A 17,700-nucleotide genomic window follows, 5' to 3' on the forward strand; every position below is an offset into this window, starting at 1 on the left:
GGGTGAGCCACCTGGGCCAGCGCGATTTCGAACAGGCCACCGACCACCTGGTGCGGCTGCTGCTGCGCGGTTGCGGGCTGGAACCGGCCGGCCTGGCCATGAAGTTGTCAACAAGGGGAGAAAGCCATGAGGTTTGAGGGCAAGCGCAGGACCTGGTTGAAGTTCGCGGCGGCCATGGCCGGCGCAGGCACGCTCGCCGGCATGCAGCCAGCCATGGCGCAGGCCAAGGTGAAAGTCGCGGCGGTCTACACCGTGCCTGTGGAGCAGCAGTGGGTGTCGCGCATCCACAAGGCGCTCAACGAGGCCAAGGCGCGCGGCGAGATCGACTACGTGTTCTCGGAGAGCGTCTCCAACGCCGACTATGAACGCGTGCTGCGCCAGTATGCCGAGCAGGGCTCGGCGCTGATCCTGGGCGAGTCGTTCGCCGTGGAAGCGGCGGCGCGCAAGGTGGCCAAGGACTACCCGAAGATCGCCTTCCTGATGGGTTCCTCCGGCAAGCCGCAGGCGCCCAATTTCTCGGTGTTCGACAACTATATCCAGGAGCCTTCCTACCTCACCGGCATGATCGCGGGCGGCATGACCAAGACCAACCATATCGGCATGGTCGGCGGCTACGCCATCCCCGAAGTGAACCGGCTGATGCATGCCTTCATGGAAGGCGCGCGCGAGGTCAATCCCAAGGTGAAGTTCACGGTCAGCTTCATCGGTTCGTGGTTCGACCCGCCCAAGGCCAAGGAAGCCGCCTTCGCCATGATCGACAAGGGCGCGGACGTGCTCTACGCCGAACGCTTCGGCGTCTCGGACGCCGCCAAGGAAAAAGGCAAGCTGGCCATCGGCAACGTCATCAACACCCAGCCGCAGTATCCTGCCACCGTGGTGGCTTCGGCGCTGTGGAACATGGAGCCCACGGTGGGCGCGGCGCTCGCAAAGGTCAAGTCCGGCCAGTTCAAGAACGAGGACTACGGCCCTTACTCCCTGATGAAGTTCAAGGGCGCCGAGCTGGCGCCGCTGGGCACCTTCGAGGGCAAGGTGCCGGGCGACGTGATGGGCAAGGTCAAGGCCAGGGAGAAGGCGATTCTCGACGGCAAGTTCGCGGTCAAGGTGGTCGAGACGGAGCCGAAGTCGTCGCAGTGAGGGCGCTTTCAATGGGCTGCCCTTGCCTGCTTCCCTCTCCGGCCGGGTGGGAGAGGGGAGCGGGCCGTCCCTGCTTTCAATGCCCGACCTGATATTCATCCATCGCCCATGACCACCCCCATCCTGCGCCTGAGCGGCATCACCAAGCGCTTCGGCACGCTGCTGGCCAACGACGATATCTCGCTCGATCTGCAGCGTGGCGAGGTGCTGGCCCTGCTGGGGGAGAACGGCGCTGGCAAGAGCACGCTGGTCAGCATCCTGTTCGGGCACTACGTGGCCGATGCGGGCACGGTCGAGGTCGATGGCCAGCGCCTGCCGCCCGGCCAGCCGCGCGCCGCGCTGGCGGCGGGCATCGGCATGGTGCACCAGCATTTCACGCTGGCCGACAACCTTTCGGTGCTGGACAACATCCTGCTCGGCACGCAGCCGCTGTGGCACTGGCGGCTGGAGCGGCGCGCCGCGCGCGAGAAGGTGCTGACGCTGGCGCAGCGTTTCGGCCTGGGCGTGCGGCCGGGCGCGCGCGTGGGCGAGCTGTCGGTGGGCGAGCGTCAGCGCGTGGAGATCGTCAAGGCGCTGTACCGCGGCGCGCGCGTGCTGATCCTGGACGAGCCCACCGCGGTACTGACGCCGCACGAGGCCGAGACGCTGTTCGCCACGCTGGCGCAATTGATCGCGGAGGGCTTGTCGGTGATCTTCATCAGCCACAAGCTCGACGAAGTGCTGCGCGTCTCGGACCGCATCGCCGTACTGCGCGGCGGGCGGCTGGTGGCGCAGCGCGCCGCCGCGCAAACCAGCAAGGCCGAACTGGCCGAGCTGATGGTGGGCCGCGTGGTGTCCATGCCGGAGCGGGTGCCACTGGAAGGCGGCGCGGACGAAGCCGACGTGGTGCTGGCGTTGCGGCAGGCCGGCGCGCGCGCGGCGGACGGGCGCGCACTGCTCAGCCAGCTCAGCCTCCAGGTGCGCGCAGGGGAGATCGTCGGCATCGCGGGCGTGTCCGGCAACGGGCAGGCCGCACTGGCCGAGCTGCTCAGCGGTACCCTCGCCGCATCGGAAGGTGGCGTCACCCTGGCCGGCAAGCCCATGCCGGCGCGGCCCGCTGCGTGGATCGGCGCGGGGGTGGCGCGCGTGCCGGAGGACCGGCATGCGGTTGGCGTCGTCGGCGATCTGGCGGTATGGGAGAACGCAGCCAGCGAACAGCTTGGCCAGCCGCATTTTTCACGGGCCGGCGTGATCCGCCGCGCGGCGGCGCAACGCTTCGCGCGCGAGCTGGTGGCCCGTTTCGACGTGCGCACGGCCGGCATCGACGTGCCGGCGCGCACCATGTCCGGCGGCAATATGCAGAAGCTGATCCTGGGCCGTGCGCTCTCGGTGCGCGGGGAGGGCAAGGCGCCGCTGCTGGTGGTGGCCAGCCAGCCCACCTGGGGGCTCGACATCGGCGCGGTGGCCTATGTGCGCGCCCGCCTGCTCGACGCGGCGCGCGAAGGCGCGGCCGTGCTGCTGATCTCGGAGGACCTCGACGAACTCCACGCGCTCGCGGACCGCATCGCGGTGATGCATGCCGGGCGCCTCACGCCGGCCCGCCCGACGGCTGCCTGGACGCTGGGCGAGCTCGGCCTGGCGATGGCCGGCGCGGGCGATGCCGCTGGCGCGGGCGCGCATGGGGAGACGCTGCATGCGGCTTGAACCCCGGACCGGCGTCTCGCGTGTCGCCATGCTGGCCGCGCCCGTGATCGCCATCGCCGCCACCTTGCTGATCTGCGCCGTGCTGGTGCGCTGGGCCGGCGCACCGGTGGGGCGCGCCTATGCGCTGTTGCTCGAGGGTGGCTTCGGCTCGCGCTTCGCGTGGTCGGAAACGCTGACGCGCGCCACGCCCCTGATCCTCACGGGGCTGTCGGTAGCGGTGGCGTTTCGCGCCCGCCTGTTCAACATCGGCGCGGAAGGGCAGCTCTATCTCGGCGCGCTGGCGGCGGTGGCGGTGGGCGGGCAGGTCGACGGCGCGGCCGCGCCGTGGGCCCAGCAGCTTCCGGCCGGCGTGCACTTCGCGCTGATGGTGGGGGCGGGCATGCTGGCGGGCGCCTTGCTCCTGCTCGGCGCCGCGTGGCTCAAGACGCGGCTCGGCGTGGACGAGGTGGTGACCACCTTGCTGGGCAACTTCATCGTGCTGCTGCTTGTGTCGATGATGCTGGACGGGCCGATGAAGGACGCCATGGCGATGGGCTGGCCCCAATCCGTGCCGCTGGTGCCGGAGCTGGAACTGTCGAAGCTGATGGAGCGCACGCGCGTGCACAGCGGCTTGCTGCTGGCGTGCGCGCTGGCGGTGATCCTGTGGGCGGTCAACCGCTTCACGGTGTTTGGCATGCAGATGCGCGCGGTGGGCGCCAACGCGCGCGCCGCGGCCTTCGTCGGGGTGCCGGTGCGGCGCGTGACGATGTGGACGGCGCTGCTGTCGGGCGCGCTGGCAGGGCTGGCGGGCGTGATCGAGGTGGCGGGCCGCACCAGCTATCTCACGCTCGATATCTCGCCTGGCTACGGCTACGCGGGCGTGGTGATCGCCATGCTGGCCGCGCTGCATCCGCTCGGCGTGGTGGCGGCCTCGGTCTTCGTGGCCGGCGTGCTGGTCGGAGCCGACGGCATGAGCCGCGCCGTGGGCGTGCCCAACGCGATTGCCGACGTGATCGTGGCGGTGGCCCTGCTGGCCATGCTGGTGGCGACCATGCTCACCCGTTACCGCATCCGCTTCGACGCCGTGCGCAAGGTGGCCTGATGGAACTGCTCGATATCCTGGCTGCCGCGCCATTCTGGATCGCGGTGCTGCGCGTGGCCACGCCGCTCATCTTCGGCACGCTCGGCGTGCTGCTGTGCGAGCGCGCCGGCGTGCTCAACCTCGGCATCGAGGGGATCATGGTGGCGGGCGCCTTCGGCGGCTGGCTGGCCGTCTACCACGGCATGCCGCTGTGGGGCGGGGTGGCTGCCGCGGCGGGCGTGGGGCTGGTGTTCGGCCTGCTGCACGGCTGGCTCACGGTGAGCCTGGCGCTGTCGCAGCACGTGGCCGGGCTCGGCGTGACGATGCTGGCCACCAGCCTGTCCTACTACGCCTACCGGCTCGGCTTTGCCTCGGTGTCCACGCCGCCGACCATCACGCCCTTCGGGCCGATGCGCTGGATGGCGGAGGTGCCGTTGCTGGGCGGGTTGCTCGGCCCGGTGCTCGGCGAGGAAACGGCGCTGACCTTGCTGGCGCTGGCGCTGGTGCCGCTGGTGGCCTGGCTGCTCTATCGCACGCCGCTCGGGCTGGCGGTGCGCATGGTGGGCGAGAATCCCGCCGCGGCCGAAGGGCAGGGCATCCGCGTGGGCGCCATGCGCATCGGCGCGGTGATGGCCGGCTCGGCGCTGATGGCGGTGGGCGGTGCTTTCCTCACGCTGTCGGCCTTCAATGCGTTCTTCTTCAATATGATCAACGGCCGCGGCTGGATCTGCGTGGCGCTGGTGGTGTTCGCCTCGTGGCGTCCCGGCCGGGCGCTGGCGGGCGCCTTGCTGTTCGCGGCATTCGATGCGTTGCAGCTGCGCCTGCAGCAAAGCGGTGCCAGCCTGCCCGGGCTGCCGCCGCTGCCCTACCAGCTCTACCTGATGCTGCCCTATGTACTGTCGATTCTCGCGCTGGTGCTGGTGGCGCGGCGCGCCACCTATCCGCAGGCGCTGATGAAGCCCTATCGCAAGGGCGAACGCTGATCCACACGGAAACACCAAGAAAAAGAGCCCATCATGCTCGACCTGATCCTGCGCAACTGCTCGCTCCCGGATGGGCGCACCGGCATCGATATCGGCATCGCCGGCGATCGTATCAAGGCCGCGGAGCCGGCCCTCACGGCGCACGCGGCCACCGAGGTCGACGCTGCCGGCCAACTGGTGACGCCCCCCTTCGTCGATGCGCATTTCCACATGGATTCCACGCTGTCCTACGGCAAGCCGCGCATCAACCAGTCCGGCACCTTGCTGGAGGGCATTGCGCTATGGGGCGAACTCAAGCCGCTGCTGACGCAGGAGGCCATCGTCGAGCGCGCGCTCGCCTATTGCGACTGGGCCGTGGCCAAGGGGCTGCTGGCGATCCGCTCGCACGTGGATGTTTGCGACCCGCGCCTGCTCGCCACCGAGGCGCTGCTGCACGTGCGCGAGAGGGTCAAGCCCTACCTGGACCTGCAACTGGTGGCGTTTCCGCAGGACGGCGTGCTGCGCGCGCCTGGCGCGCTCGACAACCTCAGGCGGGCGCTCGACATGGGCGTGGATGTGGTCGGCGGTATTCCGCATTTCGAGCGCACCATGGCCGATGGCGCGGAATCCGTGCGCATCCTGTGTGAACTGGCCTGCGAGCGCGGCCTGCGCGTGGACATGCATTGCGACGAGAGCGACGATCCCTTGTCGCGCCATGTCGAAACGCTGGCGGCGCAGTCGGTGCGCCTGGGGATGCAGGGCCGGGTCACCGGCTCGCACCTGACCTCGATGCACTCGATGGACAACTACTACGTGTCCAAGCTGATCCCGCTGATGCGCGAAGCCGGCGTGGCCGCCATCGCCAACCCGCTGATCAATATCACGCTGCAGGGCCGGCACGATACCTACCCGAAGCGCCGTGGCATGACCCGGGTGCCGGAACTGATGGCCGCGGGCGTGCCGGTTGCCTTCGGCCACGATTGCGTGATGGACCCGTGGTACGGGCTGGGCTCCGGCGACATGCTGGAGGTGGCGCACATGGGCCTGCACGTGGCGCAGATGACCGGGCAGGATGCCATGCGCGCCTGTTTCGATGCGGTCACGAAGACACCTGCCGGCATCCTGGGCCTGGAAGGCTACGGTATCGCGCCCGGTTGCCGTGCCGACCTTGTGTTGCTGCAGGCGCGCGATCCGGTGGAGGCGATCCGGCTGCGCGCCACGCGGTTGCTGGTGCTGCGCGGCGGCAAGGTGGTGGCCAGCACGCGCCCGGCTACCGCCACGTTGCATCTGGCCGGCCGGCCAGGGCAGGTGTGCTTCCAGCCATGACCGCGCGCGCCACCCGGGGCAAGACGCGTTCTTGAAAGAAAGTACCGAGGGGCAGTTGACAGGATATTCCGCACTCGGCATAATTCAATTCTTCGCAGCGCTGCAGCAATTCAGGCAGCAAAACGAAGCCCAGATGGCGAAATTGGTAGACGCACTAGGTTCAGGTCCTAGCGGTGGCAACACTGTGGAGGTTCGAGTCCTCTTCTGGGCACCAAGACTCGATAAAAAAGGCCGTTGCTTACGCAGCGGCCTTTTTTTTATGGCGCGTCCTTTGTGGCGCGGCATCGGGGTGGCGAAAGCCGTGGCGATGCCATCCCGCGACCGGTGCAACTGCCGGCCCCGGGCGCGCAGGCCCGGCCGCCGAAACCCAGGTCGTGCGGCGCCGCACGAAGGTAAGCGTGCAGATCCTAACGCTTGCGCCGGCTTTGACCTATGCTCAAGCGAAAGTCGTAGCTTTTTTCGAGCCAGGGGTGCAGTCATGGCCAGGGGCGTGTCATCTCCGAGCAGCACAGGAGGCGGTGCGGGCAGCGCTGCTTCCGGGCATTGCACGAGCGTGTCCCATCTCCATCCTCATGCCTGCTGCCTGCGCTGTTGCTCCGTACTTGCCTTCCTTGTCGCCACGCTGGCGCAGGCCGAAGAACGCCCGGCCGGCGGCGGCGCCGGCCTCGCCTGGGATCCGTTCGAATCCGAATCACCCACCCAGGTAGCCAGCAACGAAGCTGTCGTGGTGGTGGTTGTCATGAAGCCTGCCGCGTCGGACGAGCAGTCGGGCGCGTCAGCCGCAGTCCCCACGGAATTGCCGGCAGGCGCCACTGCCGCCCAGCCCAGCCTGGCGGCCTCGCTCGGCGGCTGGGGCCGGCCCGCCGTGGCGCTCTCATCCGGGCCGCCTTCCACTGCCTACAACGATGCGCCCGGCCCGCTGGCCGCGGCCGCCGGCATCGTCTACACGGAGCCCGCTCCAAGACCCGCGCGGCCCGCGGTATCGCTGCACCTGGACGATGTCACGAGCGCTACTGGCTATGTCGGCAACCGCGTGCAGAGCCTGGCGCTGGCGCTGGATACCGTGCTGCCGCAGGCCGGCGGCCTCACGATCCAGCCACGCGTGCAGATCGCCTACCAGTCCGGCGCCGACAGGGGTGGCTCTGGCTTCCTCGGTGTCCAGCCAGGCGATGCCAGCGCCGCCGAGGTGATGGTGCGGCTGTACCGCACCCAGCCCACGCGGCTCACCGGCGCCAACGGCATCTATCCCTTTGTCGAAGCGGATCTATGGCAGGACCGCAAGCAGGTCATCAATATCAATGGCACGCGCATCGATCCCGACATGCTGCGTGGCCTGCTGTCGCTCAATGTGGGCGCGCACGGCAGCACCAACGGTGGCGTCAAGTTATGGCTCAAGCTGAAGGCCGGCCGCAGTCCGGGCGGCACCTTGGGCGCGCGCTATCGCTGGTAGGCAGGTCTCTCGCAGGCAGCAGGCAGGCAGGGCAGGCTGTTTGACGGCCTGGGGAGAGGTGTGCCATACGGATGTAAAAAACGCTTGCATTCATGCGCCGCTGCGCTACAATGGCGACCTCGCGTGCGGCTGTAGCTCAGTTGGATAGAGTACTTGGCTACGAACCAAGGGGTCGTGGGTTCGAATCCTGCCAGCCGCACCACCTATTAAAAGGGCTTCCAGAAATGGAAGCCCTTTTTCATTTGGGCTCCGCTGCCAGCTTCATGGCAGTTGGCCTGCATCATGCCGGAGATCCGAGGCTATCCCGCGTATAGCAACCCTATGCGACAGGCCCATCGGAAACCAAGGACGAAGCGCGTGACCATCGTCCGCCAATTGGTCCGGAAGAACGAGGCCTTGGTCTTGCGGGCGACTGCACGGAAGGGACGAGCTAAGAGCCACCATGATCGCGACCTGCGTTGCGCTACGCTCTTTGCAGGACGCCAGGCGGCGGGTTTCATCGGCTGGCGGATTCGCCTTTAATACCTGGCAGCTTCCGGCAAGCGGCGCGACATACCGGGCGCACCGTGCAATGTCTACCATAGCGGAAGACGGCCGCAGCACTGGGCACCATACTGTGCGGAAACGCACATATGCGGAGAACGTCGCTGCCACGCGGATGTCCGGAGAATATGGAACCCCGCTCGCCTCATTGGGGATTGCCGGGCTTCCCGACACGGAGCTTCCTGATCTCGTCGCGGGCGCCTGCGGCCCGGGATTTCGCGCAGGCTTGACAGGCCCTTGTGCGTTGCTCGATCGCGCAGCGCCCGGCTTCCCGACCGGGCGGCGGGCCTGGAATAAATGCCGGCCGCCACGCGTTTACCCAGGCGGGCCACATTCCTTCTTCAGGGGAGGCATCGTGCACGATTCGCCACGCCGGATCCGCGCCACCCGCGTGCATGCGGTCGCCAGGCTCATGCTCGCGACATTCGCGGTGCTGGCGATTGCCGTCGGCGAGGCACAGCAGGCCGAGACCGACAGGCACCCCGATCGGTACGTGCTTGCGCCGCAGCGATCGAGCGTCACACTCGATGTCGTCGCCTTCACGCACTCAAGGATCCGCATGCGCTTTCACCGCATGAGCGCGCAACTCGAAGGCACAGGATCAGGTCTTGAGTCGGGCCGCGTGACGGTGACGATCGATGCCGCAAGCGTCGAGGCGCGCCCGCGCTTCCTGTCCGCGATTATCCGGGGCGGCGGCATGCTCGATGTCGCCAGCTATCCGGAGATCAGCTTTGTCAGCACCAGCTTTGCCAGCACCGGCGATGGCGGCGGGCGGCTGCTCGGCGACCTTACGATCCGCGGCATCACGCGTCCGATCAGCCTGCTCGTGACACCGGACGCCCCCGCCGGCGATCCGCATCGCGAAGGCACGCTTGCCTTTTCCGCGGCCGGAGACGTCAGCCGCCGGGAGTTCGGCTTTGCAACATGGTTCCCCGCCGTGGACGACGTCGTGCACATGGTGATTCAGGTGGAGTTCGTGCATGGGCCCTGACGGGCCTGGCAATACCGGGGCGGCTGAAATCCTGCATGCGTACGGGCCCTGCGGCGTCTAGACTCAAGCTGACGTTCCGCTGCGGAAGGTAATCATGCATCACTCAGTCGAGGCTGCGCCGACAGATCCCTCGGTAAGCGCTCCTGGTCCTGGCGACGGCCGCCCGGCGCGCCCTTCGTCCGTGGTGGAGGCAATTGACCGGATCGCCCGGTGCCACAATGTGCCGAGGGAAGTTATTCAATGGGAATTCTGGAGCGCGTGGGACGCACTTTCGACCGATGCGAAGTTCCCGGACTATGTTCTACTGTTGGCGGAGAAGAGAGTCAAAGAAGCACTTCGACGACGAGGGCAACGCGTCACGGGCGCTTGAGCCTCGCCATTTGCAACAGCACGGAGCGTCCGGAACCCTATGTCAAAGGCAATCAAGAAACAGTACCTGAAGGCACTCAACCGGCGCTTGAAGAAAGTGTCGGCAGGCAGGTTCGACACGGTATTCGTTTTCTATCCGGTCGGCTCAAAGCCGAAGGATGCGACTGGTGTGACAGCAAGTGCGTCCGTCGATGACCAGGTCCTCACCATCATGGATGCTGTCCAGGCTCGGGTATTGGCCAGGTTCGAGGCTTCGGCAAAGCAACGATAGGCCAAGTATGCCGGCGACGGCGGACGGCCTGGACGTCATGACGCTCGCCGACCGGCGAGCCGCGCTAGCGCACTACGACCGTCTCGGGTTTGCGGGCGTTCTGGTCGAGACCGGAACCCCACCGCCTACCTGATGTTCTCATCCCAGTAGGACTCGACTTGCCTGACCAGGTCGGGCGGGAGTGAAACATAGTGTTCGGCGCCGGTGTCTGCCTGCCCTTCGTTCAGCGCCCACCTGAAAAAGGCGAGGGCGTCCTTCGCCGTCGCCGGGCTCCTTGACGTCCTGGGCATGATCACAAACACGACGCCGGCAATGGGCCACGCATTGAGGCCTGGCGCATCGGTTGCCACCTGGTAGAAGTCCGCGCTCTTCTGCCATGCGGCAGATGCCACCGCGGCGCTGAACGTTTCGCGCGTGGGCGCAACGTAGTTGCCTCCGCGATTCTGCACGGATGCGTAGGGGAGTTTTCGCTGCAAGGCATAGGCTAGCTCGACATAGCCAATCGCGCCCTTGACGTTCTTCAGATAGATGGCGACACCGTCATTGCCGTTGGCGCCGATCCCCACGGGCCACTTGACGGTGGTCCCGGCGCCGACGCTGGCTTTCCACTCACCGTTCACCTTGGACAGGTAGTCAGCCCAGTTGAATGTGGTGCCCGAACTGTCACTGCGATGGACCACGACGATCTTCTGCGGGGGAAAGCGCATGCCTGGATTGATCGCGGCGATGGCAGGGTCGCTCCAGTTGACTACCTTGCCCAGGAAGATATCCGCGAGCAGCGGGCCGGTCAGGCGGATCTGGCCTGGTGCGATCCCGTCCAGATTGATCACCGGCACCACGCCGCCGATGACAAGCGGAAACTGGACGAGACCTGCCGCGCGCAACTCATCTGGCTTGAGCGGCATGTCGGAGGCGCCAAAGTCGACGCTGCCGGCCTTGATCTGCTTGATGCCGTTGCCAGACCCGGTGGCTTGATAGTTCACCTGCTGTCCCGTCTTGACGTAATACGTGGCCGCCCATTTGGAGAGCATGGGATAGACGAAGGTCGAGCCGGCACCGGTTATCTCGCCGGCTCGTGCGGACATGAAAAATACCGCGATGGCACAGGCGACGCTCACACGATGCCACACGCTCCAGCAGATCCGGCTACCACTCATTTTTTCCCCAATTCATGTTCATTTCCTGGATAAGTCGAACTATTCATTGAGCCCCGCTGGCTACGCTCCTCTCTCCTCGTATTGACTAGCTATCAAGCATAGATTCTTGCCCGCAAACCTGAAGCGCATTTTTTGAGTTGCGTGCGATTTTCCTGGTATGGGAATGACTCGGACCGTGCCCTGCATGGCTTTGGCACGCCATTCGTTTGGTACGCTATTCGAAGCGCCTGGATGTGCCGACCGCGGTATGCCTATCCAGGATGGAAGCCTTGCAGGAGACATTACTTCCTCTTTGGAATTTATAAGCATATACGGATGAGCTGATATCGCTATTGAAGATAATTTTCAGAATAAAATTCATGGAATTGAATATTTCAATTTCATGACAGCGATGTCCCGTGCGGTTCTAAGTCGGCCTTATCAGATAAGGAGAGTCGCCACTGGCTGCTGGCTTGGCATGCTGACGCCAGATCAGGCTGCGCTTCGCTGGCAAGGGGGGGCATGTCCGGTGCCTTGGGTCAGGACCAAAGGACGGACCTGTCTGGCGAGCGTCGCGAGGGCTGCGCCCCGTGCAATGGCGCGGCTGGCCACATCGTCAGGCATGTCGACGGTCTCGCGTCACCGCGGACAACGCCAGGCGGCTGCGCGGTGGCGCTCGCCACTCAGGCCGGCGGCTGCCCCGTCTGTGCCAGCAGTTCGACTAGCGTGGGCAGATCGATCGGTTTGACCAGGTGCAAGTGGAAGCCTGCGGCACGGGTGCGCTCCCGGTCTTCGGGCTGGCCAAAGCCGGTCATGGCGACGAATCGCGTGCGTGCGCATGCTGGCAACTCACGCAGCGCGCGCACCGCCGCCAGGCCGTCCATGCCGGGCATGGCGATATCGATGAGGGCAAGATCGGGGTGGCATCTGGCGGACGCGAGGATGCCTTGCTCGGCATCGTAGGCGGTCACCACCTCATGGCCGCGCAGCGTCAGCAGCATGGACAGGCTGTCGGCCGAGTCCTGGTTGTCGTCGATGACAAGTACGCGCAGGCACGCCTCGCGTGCCGCCGCCGCGCGTGATGCGCTTGCCCGCTCCGCGCTGGCCGGCGGGGAATGATAGGGCAGGCGGACGGTGAAGGTGCTGCCTTTGCCCAGCCCGGCGCTGGCGGCGGAAATGGTGCCGCCATGCAGCTCCACCAATGAGCGGGAAAGGGACAGGCCGATGCCCAGCCCCCCGCTATGGTTGCTTGTCCATCGGTTGACCTGCACGAACAGGTCGAAGATGCTATCGAGCGCGTCGGCGGATATGCCGGCCCCCTGGTCGGAAATCCTGAACATGAGATGACGCTCACCCAACGTGCCTGCCACGTCGATGATGGAGTGCTCGGGCGAGAATTTCGATGCGTTGACCAGCAGGTTCTGCAGTACCTGCACCAGCCGCGTGCGGTCGGCGGTCAGGACGACGGGCACAGGCGGCAGATCGACGCGCACGGTCTGGGCGCGCGCCTCGAGCACCGGTGCCGTGGCCTCGATGGCATGGGACACCAGTTCGCGAAACTCCACCGGGGCCAGCCGCAGTTCGATTTTTCCGGAGCTGATGCGCCCCACGTCGAGGAGGTCGTCCACGAGCCGGGTCAGGAGCGTGATCTGGCGGTCTATCAACGCGTGGCAGCGTTCGACGACGTGGCGGCCATCAGGCAGCAGCTTCATCGCGTTGAGCGCGTTGCGAACGGGTGCCAGCGGATTGCGCAACTCGTGCGAAAGGGTGGCGAGGAACTCTGTCATGCGCCGGCTGGAACGCTCCAGTTCTTCCGTGCGGCGCCGCTCGGTCATGTCACGCGTGACCTTGGCAAAGCCCCGCAGGACGGCGGTTGAGTCATAGACCGGGGTGATGATGACATTGGCCCAGAAGGTCGAGCCGTCCTTGCGCACGCGCCAGCCTTCGTCTTCGACACTCCCCACGCGGCGCGCCGTGGCGAGCTCGCGCTCGGGCTTGCCGTCGGCGATGTCCTCGGGCAGATAGAAGAGCGAGAAATGCCGGCCCAGGATTTCCTGGCGGGTGTAGCCCTTGATCAGCGTGGCGCCCGAATTCCAGCTGATCACGCAGCCGTGCGGGTCGAGCAGGAAGATCGCATAGTCCTTGACCCCTTCGACCAGCAAGCGCAGGATTTCCTCGCTTTGCCGCAGGGCCTCCTCGGTCCGCCGGTGTTCGGTCAGGTCGCGGGTGACCTTGATGAAGCCGCTTTCCTGGCCGTCGGCATCGCGGATGGCCGTGATGATGACGTTGGCCCAGAAACGGGTGCCATCGGCGCGGACCCGCCAACCTTCGTCTTCGAACCGGCCTTCCAGCCGGGCCACGCGCAGTTCGTGCTCCGGCCAGCCGCGCGCGATTGCCTCTTCGGTGTAGAACCTGGAGAAATGCTCGCCGAGTATTTCATTGTCGGCGTAGCCCTTCATCTTCCGCGCGCCGGCATTCCAGCTCGTGACCCGCCCGGCCGTGTCGAGGGTAAAGATTGCATAGTCCACGATGCTCTCCACGACCTCGCGAAAGCTGACATCGGGCGAGATCGAAGCACCGTGCGGGCGGGGGGCTTGCGAAGGGGCGGCAGGGGCGGGGGCGTTCATGACCGATGGCGCGAACAAGGTGTGGTCTTCAAAGCATACACGCAGCCGGCGTTCTATGCGAAAGCCGGGAGCGCCGCGGAACTTGCCGGGAGCCGCCGCGCGTGGCGGGGCGCGTGTGCAGCCTGTAGCCGGTATGGGTCGGAACAGCCAGGCCGGCAGGGACTTCGTTGCGCGCGGGGTCCCGGCGGGTGCGGGATGGGCATGTTTTGCCATTGGATCCGACACCGGCTTATCATGCTTTTCATAGGCAAGTCCAATAATGGAATCCGATGCTCCTCCGTCATATCCGTTACTTCCTCGCCGTCGCCGAGAGCGGCAACTTCACCCGGGCGGCCGAGGTGCTGCATGTCTCCCAGCCGACCCTTTCGCAGCAGATCCGGCAGCTCGAAGAAACCCTGGGCGTGCAGCTGTTCGACCGGTCCGGGCGCGGCATCCGGACCACTGACGCGGGACAGGCGTACCTGCTCTATGCGCGCCGTGCGCTGCAGGATCTCGAAGCGGGGAAAAGGGCGGTGCACGATGTGCAGGAACTGACGCGCGGCAGCCTGCGGCTGGCGATGACGCCGACCTTCACCCCCTATCTGGTCGGACCCCTGGTGATGGATTTCAACGAGCGTTATCCCGGCGTCGCGCTGAGTGTGCTGGAAATGCCGCAGGAGCAGATCGAACAGCTGCTGGCGGAGGATCGCCTCGACGTGGGGATCGCATTCAGGGATGTGCGCCTGGTGGATATCGAAGTCCAGACCCTGTTGGTGGAGGCGCTGGCGCTGGTGGTGGGCACGAGGCACCGCTACGCCGGCAGGCGTACGGCTTTGACGCTGAACGAACTGGAGGGCGAGCCCTTTGCCTTGCTGACCACCGAATTCGCGACACGCCATTACGTCGACAACTACCTGGGCCGGATCGGCGTGGTGCCGCGGATCGCGCTCGAGGCAAACTCGGTCAACGCGGTGATCGAGGCGGTCCAGCGCGGCCGGCTGATGACGGTGCTGCCCGCCGCCATCGCGCAGGAAAGTGGCGGCTTGTGCAAGATAAAGCTGGAGCCGCCCCTGCCATCGCGGGAAGCCGCCTTGCTCCAGCGCAAGGGCGCGTACCGAAGCGCCGCCGCGCGGGCGTTCATCGACTTTGCCCTGGAGGCGTTGCCTGGCTGAGCCAAACGCCTGCGCGGCGGCCGGTGACCTGGCCCTACCCGCCGGTAACCGGAGGAAACAGTGCCACCTCGTCGCCGCTCCTGAGCCGGCTCTGCATCGTGCAGACGGCCTGGTTCAGGGCCACGCGGACCGGGCGGTCGTCACGCAGCGCGTCGCCGATGGCGCCACCGCGGCTGGCAAGATGAACACGCAGATCCAGGACGGTGGCCACGCTTGCCGGCGCGTCGAGCGTTTCCTCGCCTAGTCCGGCGGCCTCGCGGATGCTTGCGAAGTACTTCAGATGTAGTTTCATGGGTCTCTCGAATCAGGTCGCGCCCGTGGCGGTGTTGTCCGGCGGCGTGCGCGTGGGGAGCGTCGGCCTGATGGTAGAAGGGGCAGCCCCGGGGCAATGGGTACAGTGCCACGCCCACCGGCGCAGAACAGTTTGTGGCCCGGCGCGCCGCGACAGGATCGACTTCGGATCGGTCGCGGGTGACGCGGCCCACACAATCCCCCCGGACAAGACGAAGCACAGTTCCGGTGCGGGCCGACTGTACTGCTCGCACGGGTGTCGGTCTGTGCGTACCCCGCGACGCCTCCCGCACTTACTCTGGCTGTACTGCATGCAGAGCGTGCCGTCGCCCCGGATCCGACCGCGGCCGCCGATGCCATTCTTGAGGACATTACCGCCATGAGCTCACCTGCACCCGAAAAGGGCCACATCGCTCCCTACACTCACCCTGCCGCCGGGTGGGGGGCACTGAAGTACGTGGCCATCAACCTGATCAAGGAGAGGGTTGCCGGAGGCAAGTACAAGACGCTGTTCAAGCAGAACCAGGCCGACGGCTTCGATTGCCCGGGCTGTGCCTGGCCGGACAAGCAACACGCCTCGACCTTCGAGTTCTGCGAGAACGGCGTCAAGGCGGTTGCGGCGGAGGCGACCAGCAAGCGCGTCACGCCCGAATTCTTCGCAAGCCATACGGTGGCGGAGCTGATGCAGCAGACCGACTTCGAGCTCGAGCAGCACGGCCGCCTCACCCATCCGTTGGCGTACGACCCGCAGACCGATAAATACGCGGCCGTTTCGTGGGACGACGCCTTCGCCATCATCGGGCGCCACCTGAACGCCCTCGATGACCCGGACCAGGCTGCCTTCTATACCTCGGGCCGCGCCAGCAACGAAGCCGCGTTCCTTTACCAATTGTTTGTCAGGGCATACGGCACCAACAACTTCCCGGACTGTTCGAACATGTGCCACGAGGCCACCAGCCGCGGGCTGCCGGTCACGGTGGGCGTGGGCAAGGCCACCGTGGTGCTGGACGATTTCGAGCACGCCGACACGATCCTGATCTTCGGCCAGAACCCGGCGACCAATCATCCGCGCATGCTCGGCGAGCTGCGCGAATGCGCCAGGCGGGGTGCCACCATCGTCTCCATCAACCCGCTGCGCGAGCGCGGGCTGGAGCGGTTCTCCAGCCCCCAGCATCCGGTGGAAATGCTGACCGGCTCCAGCACCAGGATCGCGTCGATGTTCGTGCGGCCCAGGCTGGGCGGCGACTTTGCCCTGATCAAGGGCCTCGCCAAGCGCGTGATCGAGCTCGACGACGACGCGGTCGTGCTCGGCGCGCAGCGGGTGATCGATGTCGGCTTCATCCACGAACACACCAACGGTTTCGAACAGTTCGCCGACGATCTGCGGGCGCAGAGCTGGGCGGAACTCGTCGAGGAGTCGGGCGTGAGCCGCCAGGACATCGACGCGCTGGCGGACGTCTACGTCAACGGCAAGCGGGTCATTGCCTGCTGGGGCATGGGCCTCACGCAACACAAGAACTCGGTCGGGACCATCCAGTTACTCTCCAACCTGATGATGCTGCGCGGGAACATCGGGCGCGAGGGCGCCGGCCTGATGCCGGTGCGCGGCCACTCCAACGTGCAGGGCGACCGCACGGTCGGCATCGAGGAGCAGCCTGACGACGCGTTCCTCGACCGCCTCGGTGCCACCTTCGGCTTCGAGCCGCCGCGCAAGCACGGCTACGACGTGGTCAATACCATCTCGGCAATGCTCGATGGCCGGGTCAAGGTGTTCGTCGGGCTGGGCGGCAACTTCTCGATCGCCACGCCGGACACGCCGCGCACTTGGGATGCGCTGCGCAAGTGCGAGCTGATCGTCAATATCGCCACCAAGCTCAACCGCAGCCACCTGGTGCATGGCAAGGCAGCGCTGTTGCTGCCCACGCTGGGACGGACCGAGATCGACCTGCAGGACGGCGTGGCCCAGGGCGTGACCGTCGAGGATTCGGTCTGCATGGTGCATATCTCCTACGGCATGAACGAGCCGGCATCGCCGGACCTGCTGTCCGAGACGGCGATCGTTGCGCGCATGGCGCAGGCCACGCTCGGCTCCGGCAAGATCGACTGGATGTGGTACGCCGGGGACTATGCACGCATCCGCGACGCCATCGAAAAGGTGCTGGACGGCTTCGAGGACTACAACGCGCGCGTGGCGATCCCGGGCGGCTTCCACCTGACGCCGGCATCGCGCAACCGCGTCTGGAAGACCGCGTCGGGCAAGGCCGAGTTCGTGGTGAACAGCATCGAGAAGGACACGCCGATCAGCCGCGCGCGCGCGCGCTACGGCGATGCGCTGATGGTGATGATGACCACGCGCTCGCATGACCAGTACAACACCACCATCTATGGCCTGGACGACCGCTATCGCGGCGTCTTCGGGTTGCGGCGGGTGGTATTCATCAACGCCGCGGACCTGGCGCGGCTGGGTCTGGCCGCGGGGCAGCACGTCGATATCACCAGCGTCTGGGACGACGGCGTCGAGCGCCGGGCGGAGGATTTCCGGCTGGTCGAGTACGACATCCCGCAGGGCTGCCTGGGTGCCTACTATCCGGAAACCAATCCGCTGGTGCCGCTGGAGAGTTGCGGCGACGGTTCCGGCACGCCGACATCGAAGTCGATCCCCGTGCTGCTCACACCGGCCGTGCAGCGGCTTGCCGCGGCATGAAG

At 66.3% G+C, this 17,700-nt stretch carries 14 protein-coding genes and 2 tRNA genes; 13 read left to right on the forward strand and 3 right to left on the reverse strand.

All coding sequences use genetic code 11. From position 1 onward, the window contains the following. The first annotated feature begins 126 nt into the window (after window positions 1–126). From AC1DO7_RS14900 to AC1DO7_RS14950, 11 genes are all read left to right on the forward strand, one after another. Complete coding sequence (locus AC1DO7_RS14900; RefSeq protein WP_441616915.1) at window positions 127–1,134, forward strand: BMP family protein; 1,008 nt, start codon at window positions 127–129, stop codon at window positions 1,132–1,134. 108 nt (window positions 1,135–1,242) lie between these two features. Beyond that, window positions 1,243–2,817: an ABC transporter ATP-binding protein gene (locus AC1DO7_RS14905; RefSeq protein WP_441616914.1), complete on the forward strand. Its 1,575-nt coding sequence runs from the start codon at window positions 1,243–1,245 to the stop codon at window positions 2,815–2,817. Further along, window positions 2,807–3,898, forward strand: a complete 1,092-nt coding sequence (locus AC1DO7_RS14910; protein WP_441616912.1) for an ABC transporter permease — start codon at window positions 2,807–2,809, stop codon at window positions 3,896–3,898. The genes AC1DO7_RS14905 and AC1DO7_RS14910 overlap by 11 nt, the downstream gene beginning before the upstream one ends. Further along, window positions 3,898–4,860 carry an ABC transporter permease gene (locus tag AC1DO7_RS14915; protein WP_441616910.1) on the forward strand — a complete coding sequence of 321 codons (963 nt, stop codon included), beginning with the start codon at window positions 3,898–3,900 and terminating at the stop codon, window positions 4,858–4,860. The genes AC1DO7_RS14910 and AC1DO7_RS14915 overlap by 1 nt, the downstream gene beginning before the upstream one ends. Window positions 4,861–4,893: 33 nt before the next feature. Beyond that, entirely contained in the window at window positions 4,894–6,165 is a 1,272-nt protein-coding gene (locus AC1DO7_RS14920; RefSeq protein WP_441643247.1) for an amidohydrolase family protein, read from the forward strand. Window positions 6,166–6,292: 127 nt separating this feature from the next. Further along, window positions 6,293–6,379 (forward strand) — tRNA-Leu (locus tag AC1DO7_RS14925). 339 nt (window positions 6,380–6,718) lie between these two features. Further along, window positions 6,719–7,615 (forward strand): hypothetical protein, encoded by an 897-nt coding sequence (locus AC1DO7_RS14930; protein ID WP_441616906.1) that lies wholly within the window; start codon window positions 6,719–6,721, stop codon window positions 7,613–7,615. Window positions 7,616–7,740: 125 nt separating this feature from the next. Next, window positions 7,741–7,817, forward strand: a tRNA-Arg gene (locus tag AC1DO7_RS14935). A gap of 456 nt (window positions 7,818–8,273) precedes the next feature. Further along, a complete protein-coding gene (locus AC1DO7_RS14940) occupies window positions 8,274–9,149 on the forward strand; it encodes a YceI family protein (RefSeq protein WP_477116287.1) in 876 nt (291 codons plus the stop codon). A gap of 94 nt (window positions 9,150–9,243) precedes the next feature. Then, window positions 9,244–9,519, forward strand: coding sequence for a DUF3562 domain-containing protein (locus AC1DO7_RS14945; protein WP_441616902.1), 276 nt, complete (start codon window positions 9,244–9,246; stop codon window positions 9,517–9,519). 39 nt (window positions 9,520–9,558) lie between these two features. Further along, on the forward strand, window positions 9,559–9,789 hold the full coding sequence (locus AC1DO7_RS14950) for a hypothetical protein (protein ID WP_441616900.1): 231 nt from the start codon (window positions 9,559–9,561) through the stop codon (window positions 9,787–9,789). 125 nt (window positions 9,790–9,914) lie between these two features. Here AC1DO7_RS14950 and pstS read toward each other — a convergent pair whose 3' ends face one another. Both pstS and AC1DO7_RS14960 read right to left on the reverse strand, forming a co-directional pair. Beyond that, window positions 9,915–10,946: a phosphate ABC transporter substrate-binding protein PstS gene (gene pstS / locus AC1DO7_RS14955; RefSeq protein ID WP_441649719.1), complete on the reverse strand. Its 1,032-nt coding sequence runs from the start codon at window positions 10,944–10,946 to the stop codon at window positions 9,915–9,917. Between the two features lie 662 nt (window positions 10,947–11,608). Continuing rightward, entirely contained in the window at window positions 11,609–13,552 is a 1,944-nt protein-coding gene (locus AC1DO7_RS14960; protein WP_441616896.1) for a PAS domain-containing hybrid sensor histidine kinase/response regulator, read from the reverse strand. 269 nt (window positions 13,553–13,821) lie between these two features. Between AC1DO7_RS14960 and cynR the strand changes: the two genes are divergently transcribed. Continuing rightward, window positions 13,822–14,703, forward strand: a complete 882-nt coding sequence (cynR, locus tag AC1DO7_RS14965) for a transcriptional regulator CynR (RefSeq protein ID WP_441616894.1) — start codon at window positions 13,822–13,824, stop codon at window positions 14,701–14,703. Between the two features lie 34 nt (window positions 14,704–14,737). Here the strand turns inward: cynR and moaD are convergent, their stop codons facing one another. Then, a complete protein-coding gene (gene moaD / locus AC1DO7_RS14970; RefSeq protein ID WP_441616893.1) occupies window positions 14,738–14,995 on the reverse strand; it encodes a molybdopterin converting factor subunit 1 in 258 nt (85 codons plus the stop codon). A 378-nt stretch (window positions 14,996–15,373) separates the two neighbouring features. Between moaD and AC1DO7_RS14975 the strand changes: the two genes are divergently transcribed. Continuing rightward, window positions 15,374–17,698, forward strand: a complete 2,325-nt coding sequence (locus AC1DO7_RS14975; RefSeq protein WP_441616891.1) for an FdhF/YdeP family oxidoreductase — start codon at window positions 15,374–15,376, stop codon at window positions 17,696–17,698. Window positions 17,699–17,700: the final 2 nt, after the last annotated feature.

The sequence above is a fragment of the Cupriavidus sp. 05N40 genome (assembly GCF_056397305.1).

Coding starts and splice junctions, on each gene's coding strand:
- AC1DO7_RS14900 (WP_441616915.1), top strand. CDS start 127: ATGAGGTTTGAGGGCAAGCGCAGGACCTGGTTGAAGTTCGCGGCGGCC.
- AC1DO7_RS14905 (WP_441616914.1), top strand. CDS start 1,243: ATGACCACCCCCATCCTGCGCCTGAGCGGCATCACCAAGCGCTTCGGC.
- AC1DO7_RS14910 (WP_441616912.1), top strand. CDS start 2,807: ATGCGGCTTGAACCCCGGACCGGCGTCTCGCGTGTCGCCATGCTGGCC.
- AC1DO7_RS14915 (WP_441616910.1), top strand. CDS start 3,898: ATGGAACTGCTCGATATCCTGGCTGCCGCGCCATTCTGGATCGCGGTG.
- AC1DO7_RS14920 (WP_441643247.1), top strand. CDS start 4,894: ATGCTCGACCTGATCCTGCGCAACTGCTCGCTCCCGGATGGGCGCACC.
- AC1DO7_RS14940 (WP_477116287.1), top strand. CDS start 8,274: ATGTCCGGAGAATATGGAACCCCGCTCGCCTCATTGGGGATTGCCGGG.
- AC1DO7_RS14945 (WP_441616902.1), top strand. CDS start 9,244: ATGCATCACTCAGTCGAGGCTGCGCCGACAGATCCCTCGGTAAGCGCT.
- AC1DO7_RS14950 (WP_441616900.1), top strand. CDS start 9,559: ATGTCAAAGGCAATCAAGAAACAGTACCTGAAGGCACTCAACCGGCGC.
- pstS (WP_441649719.1), bottom strand. CDS start 10,946: ATGAGTGGTAGCCGGATCTGCTGGAGCGTGTGGCATCGTGTGAGCGTC.
- AC1DO7_RS14960 (WP_441616896.1), bottom strand. CDS start 13,552: ATGAACGCCCCCGCCCCTGCCGCCCCTTCGCAAGCCCCCCGCCCGCAC.
- cynR (WP_441616894.1), top strand. CDS start 13,822: ATGCTCCTCCGTCATATCCGTTACTTCCTCGCCGTCGCCGAGAGCGGC.
- moaD (WP_441616893.1), bottom strand. CDS start 14,995: ATGAAACTACATCTGAAGTACTTCGCAAGCATCCGCGAGGCCGCCGGA.
- AC1DO7_RS14975 (WP_441616891.1), top strand. CDS start 15,374: ATGAGCTCACCTGCACCCGAAAAGGGCCACATCGCTCCCTACACTCAC.